The sequence below is a fragment of the Streptomyces sp. Inha503 genome (assembly GCF_047215865.1).
Taxonomy (GTDB): domain Bacteria; phylum Actinomycetota; class Actinomycetes; order Streptomycetales; family Streptomycetaceae; genus Streptomyces; species Streptomyces lycopersici.
Genome location: NZ_CP178360.1, coordinates 113,066 through 131,377, shown reverse-complemented (window position 1 = coordinate 131,377; position 18,312 = coordinate 113,066). Strand labels below are relative to the sequence as shown.

The following is an 18,312-nucleotide window of genomic DNA, read 5'->3' as shown; positions in this document are numbered from 1 at the left end:
CCCTCGGTCGGGGGATTCATCGCTTGGGTGACTTCGTGCCCAGTGCCGCGGTGTTCGGCGAGTGCCGCAGGAAGGCCGGCCACTCGCCGCCGCCGTCCACGTTCAGCACGGCGCCGGTGATGTGCGCGGCGTAAGGAGAGGCGAGCAGGAGGCAGGCCGCCCCGATGTCGTCGGGCCGGGCGAAGACCCCGCGCGGGATCGTCGCCGCGACCCGGGCGGTCTGCTCCGCGTCGCCGTAGTGGTCCGTCGACCCCGGTGTCGCCACGAGCCCGCAGCTGACCGCGTTCACCCGCACCCGGGGCGCCCACTCCACGGCCAGCGTGGTGGTCAGGCTCTCCAGGGCGGCCTTCGCCGCGCCGTAGACCGCCGACCCGGGGCTGGGACGCCGGGCGCTGATGGAGGTGATGTTGAGGACGACACCACCGTCGTCCTGGGCGTCCATGACCGGGACGACCGCGCGGCTGACGTAGACCGGGGCCAGGAAGTTGAGGTCGGTGACCTTGCGGTGGAAGCGGGGGGAGGCGGCCGCGAAGTCGGCGAACGGTGCGCCGCCGGCGTTGTTCACCGCCACATCGAGGCGGCCATGCCGCCCGGCGACCTCCCCGACCCACCGCTCCACCTGCTCCGGGTCGCGCACGTCGACCTGGCTGAAGCGCGCCGGTCTCCCGTCCCGGGGGGTGGTCCGGCCGCAGACCTCCACCTGGGCGCCCGCCCGCAGAAACACCTCCACGATGCCGTCGCCCACACCTCTGGTGCCTCCGGTGACCAGGACGACCTTCCCCGACATGTCCAAATGGAGCGGCATACCGACACCCTAGCCGCGCATACCAATCAAACGCTAGGTCGGTTCGGTATGGTGACCAAGCATTTGCTTGGCTAAGCTCGACTGCGGGTCGCGTGCCCCGTCCTGCTATGAGGAGTCACCCGTGGAATCCGGAAACCAGCAACGTTCCATGCACCTTGCCGTGTTCGCCCAGGGGCTCGGCGCCGCCCACTCCGTCTGGAAATCACCGCGCACCTCACCCGGGCGGCTGCACACCCTGGAGCACTGGGCCGAAACCGCGCGTACGGCCGAAGAGGGCAAGCTGGACGCGGTCTTCGTCGCCGACGCCCTCGTGCTCCCCGACTCCATCGGCTCCGACGTGGGCGAGCGCCCGGACCCGGTGTCCGTCCTGTCCGCGCTCTCGGCCGTCACCTCACGGATCGGGCTCATCGGCACCAGCTCCACGACGTACAACGACCCGTTCACCGTCGCCCGCCAGTTCGCCACGCTCGACCACCTGAGCAACGGCCGCGCCGGGTGGAACATCGTCACCACCGCCATCGCCGGCGCCTCGGGAAACTACGGGTCGGCCGAACTGCCCGAGCACGAGGCCCGGTACGAACGCGGCGAGGAGTTCGTCGAGGTCGTGCTGAAACTCTGGGACAGCTGGGAACCCGGCGCGATCGCCGCCGACCGGGCCTCGGGCGTCTACGCGGACCGTGACCGCATCCACCAGATCGGCCACCGGGGCAAGCACTTCCAGGTGCGCGGGCCGCTCACCCTGCCGCGTCCGCCGCAGGGCCGGCCGCTGCTCGCCCAGGCGGGATCCTCTCCCACCGGCCTGAACCTCGCCGCCCGCTTCGCCGACATGGTCTTCACCACCCAGTACGACCCGGACGCCGCACGGACGCTGGTGCGCACCGTCCGGGAGCTCTCCGCGGCCAAGGGACGCTCGCCGCACGACGTCAAGGTCCTGCCCGGCCTGACCCCCGTCCTCGGCCGTACCGAGGACGAGGCGCGCGAACTCGCTCGTGAGCTCGGCTCGTTGATCAGCCCGGAGGCGACGCTGTCGTTCATGCGCCAGGCGTTCGGCGGAATCGACCTCAGCGGTTACGACCTGGACGAGCCGTTCCCCGACGTACGGAAGCAACTGCCCGCACACGCCGGCGTCTCACGGCCGGCCCTGCTGATCAGCACCGCTCTCGACGAGAAGCTGACGATCAGCCAGGTGATCCAGCGTGTCGGCCTCAGCATCGGCCATCGCTGTCTCGTCGGCACCCCCGACCGGGTCGCCGACGACATGGCGCACTGGTTCGAGACGCACGCGGCCGACGGGTTCAACGTGATACCGGCCGACCTCCCGGGCGGGCTGCGGGACTTCGTGGCGGAGGTCGTACCGCGGCTCCAGGACCGCGGCCTGTTCCGCAAGGAGTACCAGGGCGGCACCCTGCGCGAGCACCTGAGCGGCTGACGGCCGGGCGCCCGTGACCGAGTGCACCGCCGTCGACCTCGAAAGAAGCGTGGATCATGAGCCCTGTCGGTTCTCAGCCCCTCGATTCCCAGAGTTTTCGCACCGTGCTCGCCCACTACCCGACGGGTGTGGCCGTGGTGACCGCCCTCACCCCGGACGGCGAGCCCGTCGGCATGGTCGTCGGCTCCTTCACCTCGGTGTCCCTGGACCCGCCGCTCGTGGCGTTCCTGCCCGACAAGAAGTCCAACTCCTACGCCCGCCTGTCGTCAGCCGAGACCTTCTGTGTGAACGTCCTGGCGGCCGAGCAGGAGGACCTGTGCCGCCGGTTCGCCTCGAAGGCGGCACGGAAGTTCGAGGGCGTCGACTGGCAGCCGGGCCCGTCCGGGGCACCCGTCCTGTCCGGCGCGGTGGCCTGGATCGACTGCGAGCCCGGCGAGGTCTTCGAGGCCGGAGACCATTACATCGTGCTCGGCCGGGTGACCGGTCTGGGCGTGCAGAACCCGACCTCACCGCTGCTGTTCTTCCAGGGCGGATACGGCGCCTTCGCCGCCGGCAGCCTCGTCGCGCCGTTCCAGAGCGAACTCTCGGCGCATATCCGCCTCGCGGACCTGGCACGCGACCACATGCAGAAACTCGCGGACGAACTCGGCCTGGAATGCTACGCCCAGGCGGTAACCGGAGACGAACTCGTGGTCGTCGCCGCCGCGGGCGCCAGGGGAACCGCCGTGCGCGTCCATGTGGGCCGAAGGCTGCCCCTGATGCCGCCATACGGCACGCTCTTCGTCGCCCGGGCGGGAGAGGGAGCCGTCGAGGCATGGATCTCCCGGCTGCCGCGCCCCGTCTCCGAGGCCGACCGCGCGGACTGCCGTCGCATGGTGGAACAGGTCAGCCGGCGCCAGTGGTCCCTCGGGCTCGTCTCGCCCCGACACCGCGCGGTCTGGACGCAGGTCGAGGGCTTTTCCGGGGTCCCGCGCACGCCCGAACTCGACCTGCGGGTGAGCCGCCTGCTCGACGAGCTCCTGGACCGGTACGAACCCGTGGACCTGGACCCCACCGCCCGCCACGACGTACGGGTCATCGCCGCCCCCGTCCACGGGCCGGACCGTGCGGTCGTCCAGGTTCTGGTGTTGTTCGGCATGGAGCCCGGGGCGACCTGGGCGCTGGTCGAGACATGGCGCAGGCGACTGATCGAAACAGCCGACGCGGTCACGGCGGCCATCGGCGGACGGCGCCCCACGCCTGTCAGATGACATGAGCATGCACTGGGCCCGCCCGCGAGCGCACCCGGAGCGCAACCGCCGGCCCCACGGAACCCGCCTCCTCCCGTTCTGCGGGACTGGTTCTCGCGCCCGCGCGCCCGTGACCACAGACTGCGAGCCGGCGGCGGCCCGCACCACCTTCCGGAGGCATGCACATGCTCCGCGGCGTCACCGCGCCCCGCTGGTGACGTCCGACTTCCCAACCATCCCGCACGATCCGAGGAGGCGCCGAGCGATGACCGACGAGGCGACGACATCCGACTGGGACGAGGAGTGCGAGGTCCTCGTGATCGGCTCCGGGGGAGGCGGCCTCACGGGCGCCTACACCGCCGCCGCCCTGGGCCTGGACACACTGGTCGTCGAGAAGACGGAGTGCTACGGCGGCACCACCGCGTACGCGGGCGCGTGCCTGTGGCTGCCGGGCAACCCCGCCCAGTTCCGCGCCGGGCTCGAGGACTCGGCCGAACTCGGCCGGACGTACTTCCGGGCCGTCGTCGGCGACAGCGCTCCGGCCGAGACGCAGGACGCCTACATCGACCATGCCGGACCCACCGTCGCCTTCCTGGAGAAGGACCCGCGCATCCGCTTCGAACACCGGCCGTTTCCCGACTACTTCGAGGCGCCCGGCCGTTTCCCGCTCGGCCGCGGCGTCTTCCCGGTGGAGTACCCCGCCGCTGACGCGGACGACGACCTGCTGCGGGCCGTCAGGCCCACCGCCTGGGAACAACGCCTCGGCATCACCGGCCCGCAGGGGCCCTTCACCGACGGACGCGCGCTGATCGCCCGGCTGCTCGCGGCGCTGCGCGCCACCGGGCGCGGGCAGTGCCTCTTGCGGACCGCCCTCACCCGGCTGGTCACCGGCTCCGACGGAGCCGTCCTCGGCGCCGAGCTGAGCACCGCCGACCAGGGAGGGGCACTACGCGTCCGGGCACACGCGGGTGTCTTGCTCGCGGCCGGCGGCTTCGAGGCCAGTCACGCGCTGCGGCGCGAGTGGCAGGGGTTCCACGGCGCCGACTGGACCATGGGTGCGCCCGGCGGCAATACGGGCGACGCCATCCTGGCGGGCCGGGCGATCGGGGCGGACACCGCACTGCTGGGGGAGTCCTGGTGGTGCCCGTCGGTGCTCTTTCCCGACGGCTCGGCCAACTTCGCCCTGGGTTTCCGCGGCGGAATCTTCGTGACCGGCGACGGCCGCCGCTTCGCCAACGAATCCCTCGCCTACGACCGGATGGGCCGCGCGATGCTCGAGGCCGGGGCCGGCGACGCACCGGACCGGCCGGTGTGGTGGGTCTTCGACGGGCGATGGGGCGAGGAGCCGCCCGGTATCGTGGTGGTTCCGCCGGATCGCAAGTCCCATGCCGGGGCGGGCCTCTGGCACACCGCCGACACCCTTGCGGAGCTGGCCGCGGCGACCGGGATCGACGCGGGCGGACTCGCGGAGACCGTCCACGTCTTCAACGGCTACGCGCGCGACGGCGTCGACGCGGACTTCCACCGGGGCGAGGACGCGTACGACACCTTCTTCGCCGACGGGAAGGGCCCCAACCCCGCCCTGACACCGATCGAGCACGGTCCCTTCCACGCGATCCGGCTCGTCCTGGGCGACCTCGGCACCAAGGGAGGTCTGCGCACGGACCCGTCGGCCCGCGTCCTGCGGGTCGACGGGTCGGTGATCCAGGGCCTGTACGCGGCCGGCAACAGCATGGCCTCGGTGGCGGGCCCGTTCTACCCCGGGCCGGGCACCCCGATCGGCTCGGCGATGGTCTTCGGGCACCTCGCCGCACGGCACATGGCCGGCCGATCCCGGGAAGCGAGGTAGCCGCCGTGTTCTCGCCGCTCGCCTTCTTCTCCTTCGTACGCCTCACGGACCCATCCCGTTACCGCGACTACAACGAGTGGCACCAACTCGACCACCGCCCCGAGAACCTGGCACTGCCCGGAGTCGTCTGGGGCGAGCGCTGGGCGCGGACCCCCGACTGCGCCGAGCTGACTCACACCGCCGACCAGGCCTATGCGGCGCTCGACTTCATCGCCATGTACTGGTTCCGGGCCCCCGGTGGAACGCGGCGTCGCCGAATGGAATCAGCTCGCCGAAAGTCCTACCAGTGGGGACGCCGTCCCGAACTCGCCTATGTCGAGAGGCCGTTCCTCGGCTTCTTCACACCGGTGAAGGGATACGTGGCACCCCGCGCCCTCGTGTCCGGGCAGGCGCTGCCCTTCCGCCCAGCCGGGGCGTGCGGCTGACGCTCACCCAGGTGCGGGAGTCGCATTCCCTCGCCGCCGAACGCGCCTTCCGGTGGCACGACAGCGTGGGTATGCCGGGCCTTCTGAGCATCCCCGGAGTGGCCGGAGGGTGGACCTTCTCCTTCGCGTACAGCCAGCGGCACGCCACCGCTGAGGGCGATTACGCCCTGGCAGGACTGGTGACAGGACTGCTGAACGCGATCATGCCCTGGCAGGACTGGTGACAGGGGAGGAGTCGGCCGGGTCCACCGCCAGCGCGAGCAGCGCGCGGACCTCGGCCCGGCCGTCGAGCACACGGGCGACACGGCGCACCACCTGCCAGCCGTCCGGGCCACGGCGCAGACGCCAGTGGTGGGCCGTGGCGCGGGCGATGACGAAGCGGCCGTCCTCGTGGCGGACCAGCAGCGAGTGGCCGATGGCCACCGCCGTGTCGCCGTCCACAGTGATCTGGTGCGGCCCGAGCAGGTGGGCGCTGCCACCCGTGATGATGCCCTGGTGGAGGTCGCCGCGCACCATCGCGACGATCTCCTTCCGGCCGTCCATCGGCAGTTCGTCCACGTCGTATACGCCAAGGGGTTCCCAGAGCGACGCGACCTGCTCGGCGCTGCCGCTGTCGACGAGCGGACCGTAGGAGGCCAGAAGCCGGGCGATGGCCCGCTCGTCCTCCAATTCGCCAGGCGCCGCTCCAGTCGGGCGATGCGGTCGGGGGCGGAGGGCGTGTGCGTCACCGTGGTGTTCCCTTCACACGGGCCGGACACGGTCACGGTCCGACGGCTTCGGCCACTTGGGCCAGGTGCTCCAGCTGGGCGCAGTAGTGGTCGGCCGAATCGGCGGCGACGCGGACGCCGACGATCGTGGCGCCCGCCTTCCGGGCCTGCCGGAGGAGGCGCGCGGCGCCTTCGGGATCGCAGGCGGGGTCGAGGGGCCGGGCGGGAGAGAGCACCATCTCGAAGCCGTCCGGCGGTTCCGCCCCGTCCAGAAGTCCGCTCAGCTGGGCGAAGCTGAGGTCGAACGGAGCCCAGCCGTCGCCCAGTTCGAGCGCACGCCGCAGTGAGCGCCGGGTCGAGCCGCCGATCCACAGGGGCAACCGGGGCTGTACCGCGTGCGGTTCGACCAGGAGGCCGGAGTAGTCGTAGTGGCTGCCGTGGTACTCCGGTTCGGCCCGCGAGAGGGAGGCCCGCAGCGCGGCGAGCGCGTCGTCGGCGCGGGTGCCGCGTTCTACGAACTCGGCGCCCAGCAGTCGGTGGGTGCGGGCGGCGAGATAGCCGAATGTGGACAGCGGGTCCCAGTACGTTCCGCCGCGCCGCTTCGCCACCTCCACCGGGACCGCCACGTGTTCGCTGCACGTCAGATGGTCGTAGCCGAGTTCGTCGGCGGCCTGCGCGACGGTGGCCAGTTCGGCGACACCGGCCGTCGCCTCCCACGGCGAGTGTGCGCCCGGCACGCGCAGCACGACCGGGCTGACCACCCCCAGGCGCGGCGGCCGTTCGCGCGCCGTCACGGCGGGCTCATCGCGCGCATGCCTTCCGCGACCTCGGTGACCAGGCGCGCCCGGTCCGGGCCGCAGGACCCTCTGACCCGCTCCTCGTTGCCGCCCACGACCTGGACGGGACCATTGCCGAGCAGGGTGAGGATCTCCTCGGCGACGTTCCCGGGGTCGGCGACGTCCAGTCCCGGAAGGTCCATGCGCAGCCCGAGCCGTTCCATCGCCGGGGTACGGGTCACACCGAGTACCGGATGCAGCACGTGCACGCCATGGGGCCGCAGCTCCACCCACAGGCCCTCGGCGAAGATCCGCTCGAAGGCCTTGGCGGCGGCGTAGATGCTGATCCCCTCGTGGCCGACGTATCCGGACAGCGAACCGATCAGGACGACTGCGTCCTTGCCGCGCTTCTTGAGGCGGGCGCCGAAGTGCCGTGTCAGTTCCAGCTGGCGGGTGATGTTGAGGTCGATGACCTTCTGGAAGGCGGCGAGATCCCCCTCGACGAACTCGGACCCGTAGGCGTTGGCCCCCGCGTTGTAGATGAAGGTGCCGACGTCGAGGTCGGCCGACTCGCCACGGATCCGCTGGATCACGTCCGGGTCGAGCAGGTCGCCCGCGACGGTGCGGACCTGAACGCCGTGCGCCCGCGCGACCCGGTCCGCGGTGGCCCGCAGCGGGCCCGGCCCCCGCTCCCGCTGTGGTTGACCGCGTTCCTCGTCTCCCTCGCACCGATGCCCGTACGCCGGGCGGCTGCGCCCGCCCGGCACTTCGGCACTGTGCCGGGCCGTGCGGCATCGGCCTCGCGTCCTTCCCACCCAGCGGGAGTGCCGCGCGGGCAGTCCGATACCGGGGTGCCGTGCGGGGGCGCGGTACGGCGAAGGCTCCACCCCCTCCGGCGAGCGGTACGGGGGCGGAGCCGAGTGGCGCGGATTCCGGCTGCGCTCACACAGGTGTGCGGCTGAGGTCCATGAGCTGTTCCAGGAAGTCGTCCGGGAGCGGGACCGGCAGGAAGCCGAGGAACTGGCGCATGGGCATGGACTCGACCATGCGCATCGCGTCCGCGTTTTCCGAGGCGGCGGCGGCCTGCTCTTCGGTCATCCCGGCTGCCATCGCCTCGGTCAGGGCCGGGCCGGCCGCCGGGTGGCCGAACCACTCGCCGACCGTGGAGTCCAGGGTGAGCGGCTTCGCCACCTGGTCTCCCTCCAGATCCAGCGGGATCGAGGCGAGGACGTCGTGCGCGTTCTCGCACAGCTGGACCTCGTACCGGCCCGTGGCCACGGTCCAGTCGTCGCGGGTGATGTCCCAGTAGGCGAAGGCCCGCCGGTCGAGCTCGATGACGACCTCCGTGCTCTCGCCGGGCGCGAGTGCCACCTTGGCGAAGCCTCGCAGTTCCCGGGCCGGGTTGCTGACCGGGCGCCTGGGTGCGGCCACATAGACCTGGACGGCGTGCTTGCCGAAACGGTCGCCGGTGTTGGTGACCGTGACGGTGGCCCTCGCCGCGTCGGGGCCGGTGGCGGTGGCACGGAGGCCGCTCTGCTCGAAGGTGGTGTAGCTCAGGCCGTGGCCGAACGGGTAGCGGACGGGGACGTCGGCGGTCTCGTAGTAGCGATAGCCGACCATCACGCCCTCGCCGTAGCGCACATGCCCCTGCTCTCCGGGGAAGTTGAGGAAGGACGGGGTGTCCTGGAGCCGGAACGGGATGGTCTCGGCGAGGCGGCCGGACGGGTTGACCCGTCCGGTGAGCACGTCCGCGACCGCCCCGCCGCCGGCCTGGCCGGGCAGCCACGCCTCCACTACGGCGTCCACCTCGTCGTGCCAGCCTTCCAGGCTCACGACACCGCCGTTGAGCAGCACGACGACGGTACGCCGGGCCGCCCGGGCCACGGCATGGATCAGCTCGACCTGGTCGTCCGGGAGGTGGATGTGCTCGCGGTCGAACCCCTCGGACTCGTCGGCCTCGCGCAGGCCGACGACGAGGACGGAGGTGTCGGCCTGCGCCGCGAGGGCGACGGCCGTCTCGCGCAGCTGGGCCGCGTCGGGCTGCCCGGCCGTGTCGTACCCTTGGGCGAAGTCGACCTGGACGTCCGGGAGTTGGGCGCGCAGCTCGTCCAGTGGACTGTCGACACGGGTGGCGTTGACGTGGGAGCTGCCACCGCCCTGGTACCTCAGGGTCTGCGCGAACTCGCCGATGACGGCGACCCGGCCGGTGGGCGCGAGCGGCAGGGTCCGCTCCCGGTTCTTCAGTAGTACGAGGCAGTCGGCGGCGATCTCGCGGGCGAGCCGGTGCTGAGCCTCGTGGTCGACCTCGGCCGTGGCGGCCTCCGCCCGTACCTGTGCGGCCAGCGCACGCAGTCGCGCGACGGCGGTGTCCACGACCGCCTCGTCCAGGGTGCCCGCGCGCACCGCCGCGGCCACCTCGGCGTCGGTGCCGCCGCCGTTGCCGGGCATCTCCAGGTCGGTGCCCGCGAGCAGTGCGGCGACGCGGTCGCCGACGGCACCCCAGTCGGAGACGACGAGGCCCTCGAAACCCCATTCCTCGCGCAGTACCTGGGTGAGCAGCCAGCGGTTCTCCGCGGCGTACACTCCGTTGACCTTGTTGTAGGAGCACATGACGGTGGTCGGCAGCGCTTCGGTGACCACGCGTTCGAAGGCCGGCAGGTAGATCTCGCGCAGGGTGCGCTCGTCGACGTCGGCGCTGACGCGCATCCGGTCGGTCTCCTGGGTGTTGGCCGCGAAGTGCTTGACCGAGGAGCCGACGCCCTGGCTCTGCACCCCCTGGGCGTGGGCGGCCCCGAGCACCCCGCTGAGCAGCGGATCCTCCGAGAAGTACTCGAAGTTGCGTCCACACAGCGGGGAGCGCTTGATGTTGACGCCCGGCCCCAGCAGCACGTCCACACCGAGCGAGCGTGCCTCGCGGCCCAGCGCCTCGCCGAGGCGGCGCAGGAGGGCGGGGTCCCAGCTGGAGGCGAGGGCCACGGCGGGCGGGAAGCAGGTGGCGGGTTCGCTGGCGTGGAGCCCGAGGTGGTCGGACTCGGCCCGCTGACGGCGGACGCCGTGCGGGCCGTCGGAGAGCACGAGGGAAGGGATGCCCGCCTTCTCGTCGGCCTCGGTGGACCACAAGTCACGGCCGGAGAGCAGCGAGGTCTTCTCGTCGAGGCCGGAAGGGGCGTCGGCGGGGCTGTGGGGCATGGTGTGGATTCCTCGGGTTCCTCGGGATTGCCGGGTTTGCGGGGGCGGGTGGGGAGAGCGGAGGGCGCCGCGTGGCGGCGGACATCGGTCTCGGCCGTGAGGCTCAGCGGACACCGCGGATCGGGCGCACCGTCAACCCGCCGGCGATCGCCACGCCTGACGCTGTCAGGAAGAGCAGCGTGTAGTTGTCGCCACCGCCGATCGCCGGCAGGCCCGGTGCGATGAGCGGGGCGACCGACTGGGGCAGGGCATGACCAGGCCCACGCCGCCAGTGAGGGCGAGTAGCCGGGTGACTTCGTCCAGCTCGTAACCCAGGTGGTCGGTGAGGAAGTAGAGCTGATAGGTCGTCAGGAACATCAGGCTCAGCTGGACCAGGAACCGGCCCACCCAGGTCCGGCCTACCGCCGGGACGAGGAAGAGCAGCGGACCGGAGCTCCCCAGCGGGTCGGCCAGCTGGAAGCCGATGACACCGGCGATCTGCGCGGTGAAGCCGAGCAGCCCCGAGACCTTGCCGCGCTGTCGCTCCGGAACCTGGTCGGGCAGGATCGCCAGCGGCGCATTCATGATCGCGCTGAGTCCCAGCCGGCTGACGACGAACCCGGCCAGCACGCCGGAGACCGTCGAGGCCAGACCGGTCGCGACGGCTCCCGCCAAGCGCCGGCATGCCGGCGAGGATCCAGGGTTTGCGTCGGCCCAGGCGGGCGGTGGTGTTGTCGCTCAGCACGCCGAAGACCAGCCCGCCCACGATGCTCACGAAGGTGCCGATGCCCACCACCAGGCCCAGGCTGGTGGCCTTGCCGTCGGGGTTGACGCGCTCCAGCTGGATCGCCGACGACACCAGCATCGCGGTCATCACTGCGAGGTACAGGCCCAGGTACGCGATCACATAGAGGATGATGAAACGGTTGCCGACCGGGGCCCGGCCGTCGTGCGGAGGCCTCGACTCCTCGACGGCAGGCGGCAATTCGACTGCGGGTCGCGACATTGCTTCGGCCTCCGGCCGTTCGGGCACGTCCATGTGTGGTGCGAGGTGGTGGTGTGATGGGGTGGGTTCGGGCGCGCGACAGGGACGTGCCCGGAGGTCAGCTCACTGGTGGGTGCCGCCGTCGATGCGGATCTCAGTGCCGGTGATGAAGGCGCCGTCGTCCGAGACGAGCATGGCGACCACGCCGGCAACGGTGTCGGGGGAGCCGAAGCCCTCCCCGAGGGCGGGGGTGAGCTTGGTGAAGAGGTTCCAGTCCGTGTCCTCGGGCACCAGCGAGAAGATGTTCTCGGTGATGCCGCTGGCGATGCTGCCCGGGTTGATGTTCACGGCGCGCAGGCCCTGCTTGCCGTATTCCTGGGCGATGGCGTGCGTGAAGGAGAGGATGCCGCCCTTGCTCGCCGAGTACGCGGCCATGAACGGGTGGGCGAACTGCGCCGAGGTGGAGCTGAAGTTGACCACCACGCCGTTGCCCGTCTCCAGCAGGGCGGGCAGCGCGGCCCGGGTGACGAGAAACGTGCCGGTGAGATTCACGGCGATGACGCGGTTCCACAGGTCGAGCGAGCACTCGTGTGTGTGCGCGCCGCGCAGCATGCCCGCGACGTTGACCAGGGCGTCAAGGCCGCCGAGCCCGGCGACGGCTTCCGCCACGACCGTGTTCACCGCGGTCTCGTCGGACACGTCCAGGGCGGCGGTGTCGAGCCGGTCGCCGGCGCCGGCCTTGGCAGCGAGGGCCGCGGTCTCCGCCAGCCCGTCCTCGGCCACGTCGGTGGCGACGACGCGGGCGCCCTCGGCCAGGAGTCGCAGGGTCGTCGCACGGCCGATGCCGGAAGCGGCGCCGGTGACGAAAACGCGTCGATCGTCCAGACGGTCCATGTGGGTTACCTCGTACTTCTTGAGGGGGGAGGGGTCCGGCGCGGCAGGCGCGCGGAAGGGACGCGCCCGGTGCGGGCGTCGCAGGTGTGGGGACGCGGCGCTGTGCGCGCCACTTCGCGCACGCTTCGTCGGACGACTCTAAAGCCAAAAAGCGAGTGAAGCTAGGTTTTCGAGGGTGTGGATGTCATAAGACTTCGGAGGCGTGCGCGGGGCATTCCTCGCGGACCACATGGCGACCACGCGGTCTGCGGGGGAGCAAGAGGGCAGGAAGAGCGGGCAGGGAGAGACCTCCGGAGGCTCAGCCGCGGTCGCGGGCAGCCGCCTCCGGCGTATCGCCGTCGCCTGTGACGGCCGGACCCAGGCACATCAGGTTGAACGCCTGGACCGTCTCCGCCATGTCGACGCTCGGATCCACCAGCCACTGCAACTGGAGCCCGTCCGACAGGGCGAGCAGCATCCGCGCCATGTGGTCGGGCCGGACGTCCGTGCGGACCTCGTCCCGCTCCTGGGCCTTGCGCAGCCCGTCCTCGATCCGCTCCCTCAGGTCGGCGTACCGGCGGGTGAAGAACGCGTGGGCGGGATGGTCCGGATCCGACGCCGCGGCGGACAGGGTGACGAACAGATCCACCAGACCCCGCTGCCGGGCGTTGTGGGCCGCGGTCCTGGCGACCGCCTCGCCGGGCGACGTCACATCGGCGGTCGCCTCGACATCCAGGGCGTCCCGCTCGGCGAGCACGGCCAGCAGCAGTTCCTCGCGGGAGTCGAAGTAGTGCAGCACCCCGGCCTGCGACATGCCCACACGGTCGGCGATCTCCTTGAGGGACGCGCCGCGCTCGCCGTGCTCGCTGAAGACCTCCAGGGCCGCCCGCAGGATCTGCTGTCGGCGTTCGAGTCCCTTGCGGTAGGGACCCCGGGGCTTACGTGGTGTCGTCACGCTCTGACCGTACTTCACCCATGACCCCTCTGAGCTGACGGGGCACCGGCTGCGATCACGACGACCGAGGGACTGCGGCCGTGAGAGGCGTATGTCCGCCGCTGAGCGCCCCACAGGCAGCCGATGAACTCCGGAACCCGTGGTCCGGCCTCGTCTCGACTGCGGCGAAGCCGATCAGCCGCCGCGGTGGGCCGGCGGTCGCAGGCGGTTCCGGAGTCCGCAGTGGTGCGGTCAGGAGGCGGTGACGGCCGCTCCGGCCTCGACGTCCTGTGCCCGGCGCAGCCGCGGAACGAGCACCGCGGCGAGCAGTCCGAGGACGGCGAGGCCGGCGCCGAAGAGCATGGCGTTCTTGTAACCGGCGTCGAGGTAGAAGCGGGTGCCCTGGACGACTGTGCTGTCCTGGGCCAGGACCACGTACACGACCTGGGTGATGACTGTCGTCAGCACTCCCTGGATCATGCTCTGCAGCCCGTTGGCGGTGGCCTGCTCCTCCGGCGTCACCGCCTCGATGATCAGCACGGGGACGGATGCCACGATCATGCCCATGGCCAGGGCGGAGACCGTGCCCAGCAGCATCAGCTGGGTGTCGGTGTAGTGCCACTGCCGCTGCATCAGAAAGCCGACGGCGGCGAGCAGGGCGCCGAGCCCCAGCGGAAGCCGGGCGTCCACCTTGCGCAGGGCGACACCGGTGCCGAAACCGACGAGCAGGATGAGGACGCTGGAGGGGATGCCGATGACCGCGAAGTGGGTGGCTGTCATGCCCAGACCGTCGGAGACCTGCGGGATCTTGGGGAAGAGGACCAGCAACTGGCTGATGACGCCCGTGCCGTAGACAGTGGCGGCGACGACGGAAGTGGCCAGCATCACCGTCCAGACCGACCGCCGGGTCATCATCGTCAGATCGAACAGCGGGTGCGCGCTCTTCGTGTCGGCCACCACGTACAGCAGCACGACCGCGACACCACTGAGCATGAAGGCGAGCGTGCCGGTGTCGGTCCAGCCCCACTCGCCGCCCTTGCCGATGCCGTACGTGAGAGCTGCCGAGCCGCCGCCGAGCAGGGCGCCGCCGAGCCAGTTCACCTTCGTGCGCTCCACGCGCTGCGGGGTCTCGGGCACGACGGCGAGCAGGAGCAGCAGCCCGATGGCGGTGGCGGCGGCCAGCGCCCACAGCACGCCACGGAAGCCGTAGGTGTCCAGCAGCCAGCCGGTGAGGAAGGGGCCGCCGAGGGCCACGAAGGCGATGCCGCTGCCGATCATTCCGCTGGCCGCGCCGACCTGCTTGGGCGGGAACAGCTCGCGGACACTGGCATAGGCGAGAGCTGCGATGGGGCCGTAGAAGCCCGCGATGCCGCGGCCGACCAGCAGCATGGTGTAGCTGGTGGCCAGCGCCGCGACGATGTCGCCGACCAGACCCAGCACGGTGATGGCGATCATGACGTTGCGCTTGCCGTAGAAGTCGGCGAGCTTCACGACGAACGGGGTGATCACCGCCGCGACCAGGGCGTTGACCAGGATGAACCAGCCGATCTCCGTCGTGTGGAAGTGCTGGGCGACGGAGGCCTGGGCGTTCCCGCCGAGCAGACCGGCCAGGGACACGAACTGGGTCGGCCACATCAGCGCGAGCGCGATGAGCGCCAGGCGGGCTCCCAGCCCGGAACCTCCGGGTGGGTCGACCGGAACGGATGTGGCCGGGGTGGGGGTGGTGGAAGAAGACACAGCGATGTGACCTCTCGTCGGAGGGGGAGGACCACGCGGCTCGGCGGTCCTGCGAGGGTGACCACGTCGGCCACGGAGCGGCCGGGAACGACGTGCGGTGCCGGCGGAAGCGGCCCCGGCGGGGGCGGCGGCGCTTCCGGGGAGAATGGGTGGTGGGGGAGCGCCCATGGCCGGAGGCTGGAACCTTTCAAATTCCGTGGCGGCCATCAGTGGGAAGAGCCTCCCCGGGTGTCAAGCCTGTGCCCGCGGCCGACTTCGCCTCGTGCGAGCAGGATCGGCGGGAGAGGCCATCCCTGGGCTCAGGTGTCTGAACTGGTCGGATCAAGGAATGAACCCGAAGTTCACAGGCTGGAAACCTAGCGTCGTTCGGGATTGATGGCTAGGGTTTCAGTCAAAGAATCTCGGCCCATCTACTTGAATCGTTTCAGTGGCCGGTGGCTCAGGATGGACGTGCGCACACCCCGTGCCCGGCCTGATAAGTGAGGACGCTTCGTGAGGCAGGAAACCCGTAACCAGCCGGGCACCGTGACGGATGTCAGGTTCGAGCACGTGCGCGACGCGCTGGGAATCGGAACAGACCGCCCCCGGCTGTCGTGGACGACGCTCACCGATGCCCAGGGCTGGCACCAGACGACGTACGAGATCGAGCTGACCACCGACGGCACCACCACCGTCGAAGTCGACTCGGCCGACTCCGTCCTCGTGCCCTGGCCGTTCGAGCCCCTCGCCTCCCGCAGCCGCGCCACGGTCCGGGTGCGCGTGACGGACTCCGACGGCGTGGTCTCCCCGTGGAGTGAACCGGCGTCCGTTGAGACGGGCCTGCTCTCACCCGCGGACTGGTCGGCTGTCTTCGTCACCCCTGACTGGGACGAGGACGCGCAGACCGACCAGCCCTCGCCGCTGCTGCGCCGCGAGTTCGAGCTGCGCGGTTCCGTCCGCTCGGCCCGTCTGTACGCCACCGCCCTCGGCGTCTACGAGGCCGAGCTCAACGGCGGCCGGATCGGCGACCACGTGCTCGCGCCCGGCTGGACGGCGTACGACAAGCGCCTGCGCTACCAGACCTACGACGTCGCCGCCCTGCTGCGCCCCGGCCGCAACGTCCTCGGCGCGGTCCTCGGCGACGGCTGGTTCCGCGGCCGTATCGGCTTCGACGGCAAGACCCGCGCCATCTACGGCGATCAGCTGGCCTTCCTGGCCCAGCTGGAGGTGGAGTACGAGGACGGCGCGACGCAGCGGGTGGTGACCGACGACTCGTGGCGGGCCGCCACCGGTCCGGTCGTCTCCTCCAGCCTCTACGACGGCGAGGTCTACGACGCCCGGCTGGAGCGCTCCGGCTGGTCCGACCCCGGCCACGACGACGCCGACTGGGCCAGGGTGCGCGTGCTGGAACGGGACCTGGGCACCCTCGTGGCCCCCGACGGGCCGCCCGTGCGCCGTATCGAAGAAATCTCCCCGGTCGCGGTGACCACCTCGCCGTCGGGCAAGACGGTCGTCGACTTCGGGCAGAACCTGGTCGGTTGGCTTCGCCTGACCGTGTCCGGCGAGGCCGGCACCCGCGTCACCCTGCGGCACGCGGAAGTCCTGGAGGAGGGCGAACTGTGCACCCGGCCGCTGCGCACCGCCGCCGCGACTGACACCTACACTCTGCGCGGGCAGGGGACCGAGGTCTACGAACCGCGCTTCACCTTCCACGGCTTCCGCTACGCCGAGATCACCGGCGCCCCCGACGGCTTCGACCCGGCCACCGCCGTGACCGCCGTCGTCCTCCACTCCGACCTCACGCGCACCGGCCACTTCTCCTGCTCGGACGACCTGGTCAACCGCCTGCACAAGAACGTCCTGTGGGGCATGCGCGGCAACTTCCTCGACGTCCCCACCGACTGCCCGCAGCGTGACGAGCGCCTGGGCTGGACCGGCGACATCCAGGTCTTCTCGCCCACCGCCTCGTTCCTCTACGACAGTGCGGGCTTCCTCGGCTCCTGGCTGGCGGACCTCGCCGCAGAGCAGAGCGAGAACGGCGTCGTCCCCTTCGTCGTGCCGAAGGTCGTCCCTGGTGCCGACACCCCCACCGCGGCCTGGGGCGACGCGGCCACGGTCGTGCCGTGGGTGCTGTACGAGCGCTACGGCGACACCGGGATCCTCGCCACGCAGTACGACTCGATGCGCGCCTGGGTGGATCACGTGGCCTCGCTCGCGGGGGAGGACCTGCTGTGGGACAGCGGCTTCCAGTTCGGCGACTGGCTCGACCCGACGGCCCCCGCCGGCCGCCCGGATGCTGCCGCGACCCCCGGTGAACTGGTCGCCACTGCCTACTTCTTCCGCTCCACCGGCATCGTCGCCCGCACCGCCGAGCTCCTGGGCCGGGCCGAGGACGCCGAGCGCTACCGGACGCTGGCCGACCGGATCCGCGCCGCCTTCCGGGCGGAGTACGTCACCGGCGCGGGCCGGATGATGTCCGACGCTCCGACCGCGTACGCGCTCGCCCTCTGCTTCGACCTGCTGGAGTCCGACACCCAGCGCACCCGGGCGGGCGAACGGCTGGCCCAGCTGGTTCGCGCCAATGGACACAAGATCGCAACCGGTTTCGTCGGCACCCCGCTGATCTGCGACGCCCTCACCCGTGCCGGGCACATCGACACCGCCTACCGGCTGCTGCTCCAGCGGGAGTGCCCGTCCTGGCTCTACCCGGTCACCATGGGTGCCACGACTGTCTGGGAGCGCTGGGACAGCCTGCTGCCCGACGGCACTCTGAACCCCGGCGGCATGAACTCCTTCAACCACTATGCGCTGGGCGCGGTCGCCGACTGGCTGCACCGCACGGTCGCCGGTCTCGCGCCCGCCGCGCCCGGCTATCGCCGCCTGCGCATCGAGCCGCGGCCGGGCGGCGGCCTCACCCACACCGAAGCCCGCTTGCGCACCCCCTACGGTGAGGCGGAGGTGTCCTGGTCCCTGGCCGGAACCGAGCTCACGGTCAAGGCACTCGTCCCGCCGAACACGACCGCCGAGGTGATCCTGCCCGGCGACGGCCAAACCGTCGAGGCGGGCTCGGGCCGCCACATCTGGACGGTGCCGTTCCGCAACGACACCGATGAGCGGGTGCCGCTGTCGGTGGACATGACCGTGGACGAGCTGCTGGGCCGTGAGGAGGCTGCCCGCGCCTTCAAGGACCTGCTCATCGCGTACGTCCCGGAGGCCGCCGCCTTCATCGAGAGCGGCTCCGGCGCCCCCACGGGCACAACCGTCCGGGCCATCGCCGGGATGCTGCCTGGTGGCGACGGCTTCCTGGCCGATCTGGAGGAGAGATTCGCGGCCCTGGAGGGGCGCGACTGACCCACGGCTCAGCGAGCCGCCCGCTCCGGGCGCCGGGAGGCGACCGGAGACCGGTGCGGCCCTCG

The 18,312-nt window shown here is 71.4% G+C and carries 15 protein-coding genes; 6 read left to right on the top strand and 9 right to left on the bottom strand.

Annotated features, from left to right (window positions below):
* Positions 1-16: 16 nt before the first annotated feature.
* The gene (locus tag ACJX2R_RS00695; protein WP_413098232.1) at positions 17-805 is read right to left on the bottom strand and encodes an SDR family oxidoreductase; all 789 of its coding nucleotides are present in this window, start codon (positions 803-805) and stop codon (positions 17-19) included.
* Positions 806-953: 148 nt separating this feature from the next.
* On the opposite strand from ACJX2R_RS00695, the gene ACJX2R_RS00690 reads away from it, so the two are divergent.
* From ACJX2R_RS00690 to ACJX2R_RS00670, 5 genes are all read left to right on the top strand, one after another.
* Positions 954-2,234, top strand: coding sequence for an LLM class flavin-dependent oxidoreductase (locus ACJX2R_RS00690; RefSeq protein WP_413098231.1), 1,281 nt, complete (start codon positions 954-956; stop codon positions 2,232-2,234).
* A 56-nt stretch (positions 2,235-2,290) separates the two neighbouring features.
* Complete coding sequence (locus tag ACJX2R_RS00685) at positions 2,291-3,484, top strand: flavin reductase (protein WP_413098230.1); 1,194 nt, start codon at positions 2,291-2,293, stop codon at positions 3,482-3,484.
* Positions 3,485-3,728: 244 nt separating this feature from the next.
* Positions 3,729-5,312 (top strand): FAD-binding protein, encoded by a 1,584-nt coding sequence (locus ACJX2R_RS00680; protein WP_413098229.1) that lies wholly within the window; start codon positions 3,729-3,731, stop codon positions 5,310-5,312.
* Positions 5,313-5,317: 5 nt separating this feature from the next.
* Entirely contained in the window at positions 5,318-5,737 is a 420-nt protein-coding gene (locus tag ACJX2R_RS00675; protein ID WP_413098228.1) for a hypothetical protein, read from the top strand.
* An 11-nt stretch (positions 5,738-5,748) separates the two neighbouring features.
* Positions 5,749-5,961 (top strand): hypothetical protein, encoded by a 213-nt coding sequence (locus tag ACJX2R_RS00670; RefSeq protein WP_413098227.1) that lies wholly within the window; start codon positions 5,749-5,751, stop codon positions 5,959-5,961.
* Here ACJX2R_RS00670 and ACJX2R_RS00665 read toward each other — a convergent pair.
* From ACJX2R_RS00665 to ACJX2R_RS00630, 8 genes are all read right to left on the bottom strand, one after another.
* On the bottom strand, positions 5,939-6,406 hold the full coding sequence (locus ACJX2R_RS00665) for a nuclear transport factor 2 family protein (RefSeq protein WP_413098226.1): 468 nt from the start codon (positions 6,404-6,406) through the stop codon (positions 5,939-5,941). The genes ACJX2R_RS00670 and ACJX2R_RS00665 overlap by 23 nt on opposite strands.
* A gap of 91 nt (positions 6,407-6,497) precedes the next feature.
* A complete protein-coding gene (locus ACJX2R_RS00660; RefSeq protein WP_413098225.1) occupies positions 6,498-7,238 on the bottom strand; it encodes an LLM class flavin-dependent oxidoreductase in 741 nt (246 codons plus the stop codon).
* Positions 7,235-7,987, bottom strand: coding sequence for an SDR family NAD(P)-dependent oxidoreductase (locus tag ACJX2R_RS00655; protein WP_413098224.1), 753 nt, complete (start codon positions 7,985-7,987; stop codon positions 7,235-7,237). The genes ACJX2R_RS00660 and ACJX2R_RS00655 overlap by 4 nt, the downstream gene beginning before the upstream one ends.
* Before the next feature lie 175 nt (positions 7,988-8,162).
* Positions 8,163-10,409 carry a glycoside hydrolase family 3 C-terminal domain-containing protein gene (locus tag ACJX2R_RS00650; protein WP_413098223.1) on the bottom strand — a complete coding sequence of 749 codons (2,247 nt, stop codon included), beginning with the start codon at positions 10,407-10,409 and terminating at the stop codon, positions 8,163-8,165.
* A gap of 165 nt (positions 10,410-10,574) precedes the next feature.
* Positions 10,575-11,063 (bottom strand): hypothetical protein, encoded by a 489-nt coding sequence (locus ACJX2R_RS00645; RefSeq protein ID WP_413098222.1) that lies wholly within the window; start codon positions 11,061-11,063, stop codon positions 10,575-10,577.
* A gap of 433 nt (positions 11,064-11,496) precedes the next feature.
* Positions 11,497-12,267, bottom strand: coding sequence for an SDR family NAD(P)-dependent oxidoreductase (locus ACJX2R_RS00640; protein ID WP_413098221.1), 771 nt, complete (start codon positions 12,265-12,267; stop codon positions 11,497-11,499).
* 298 nt (positions 12,268-12,565) lie between these two features.
* On the bottom strand, positions 12,566-13,201 hold the full coding sequence (locus ACJX2R_RS00635; RefSeq protein WP_413098220.1) for a TetR/AcrR family transcriptional regulator: 636 nt from the start codon (positions 13,199-13,201) through the stop codon (positions 12,566-12,568).
* 231 nt (positions 13,202-13,432) lie between these two features.
* Positions 13,433-14,917 carry an MFS transporter gene (locus tag ACJX2R_RS00630; protein ID WP_413098219.1) on the bottom strand — a complete coding sequence of 495 codons (1,485 nt, stop codon included), beginning with the start codon at positions 14,915-14,917 and terminating at the stop codon, positions 13,433-13,435.
* A gap of 492 nt (positions 14,918-15,409) precedes the next feature.
* Here ACJX2R_RS00630 and ACJX2R_RS00625 point away from each other — a divergent pair, with 492 nt between their 5' ends.
* Positions 15,410-18,247 carry a family 78 glycoside hydrolase catalytic domain gene (locus tag ACJX2R_RS00625; RefSeq protein ID WP_413098218.1) on the top strand — a complete coding sequence of 946 codons (2,838 nt, stop codon included), beginning with the start codon at positions 15,410-15,412 and terminating at the stop codon, positions 18,245-18,247.
* The last annotated feature ends 65 nt before the right edge of the window (positions 18,248-18,312 follow it).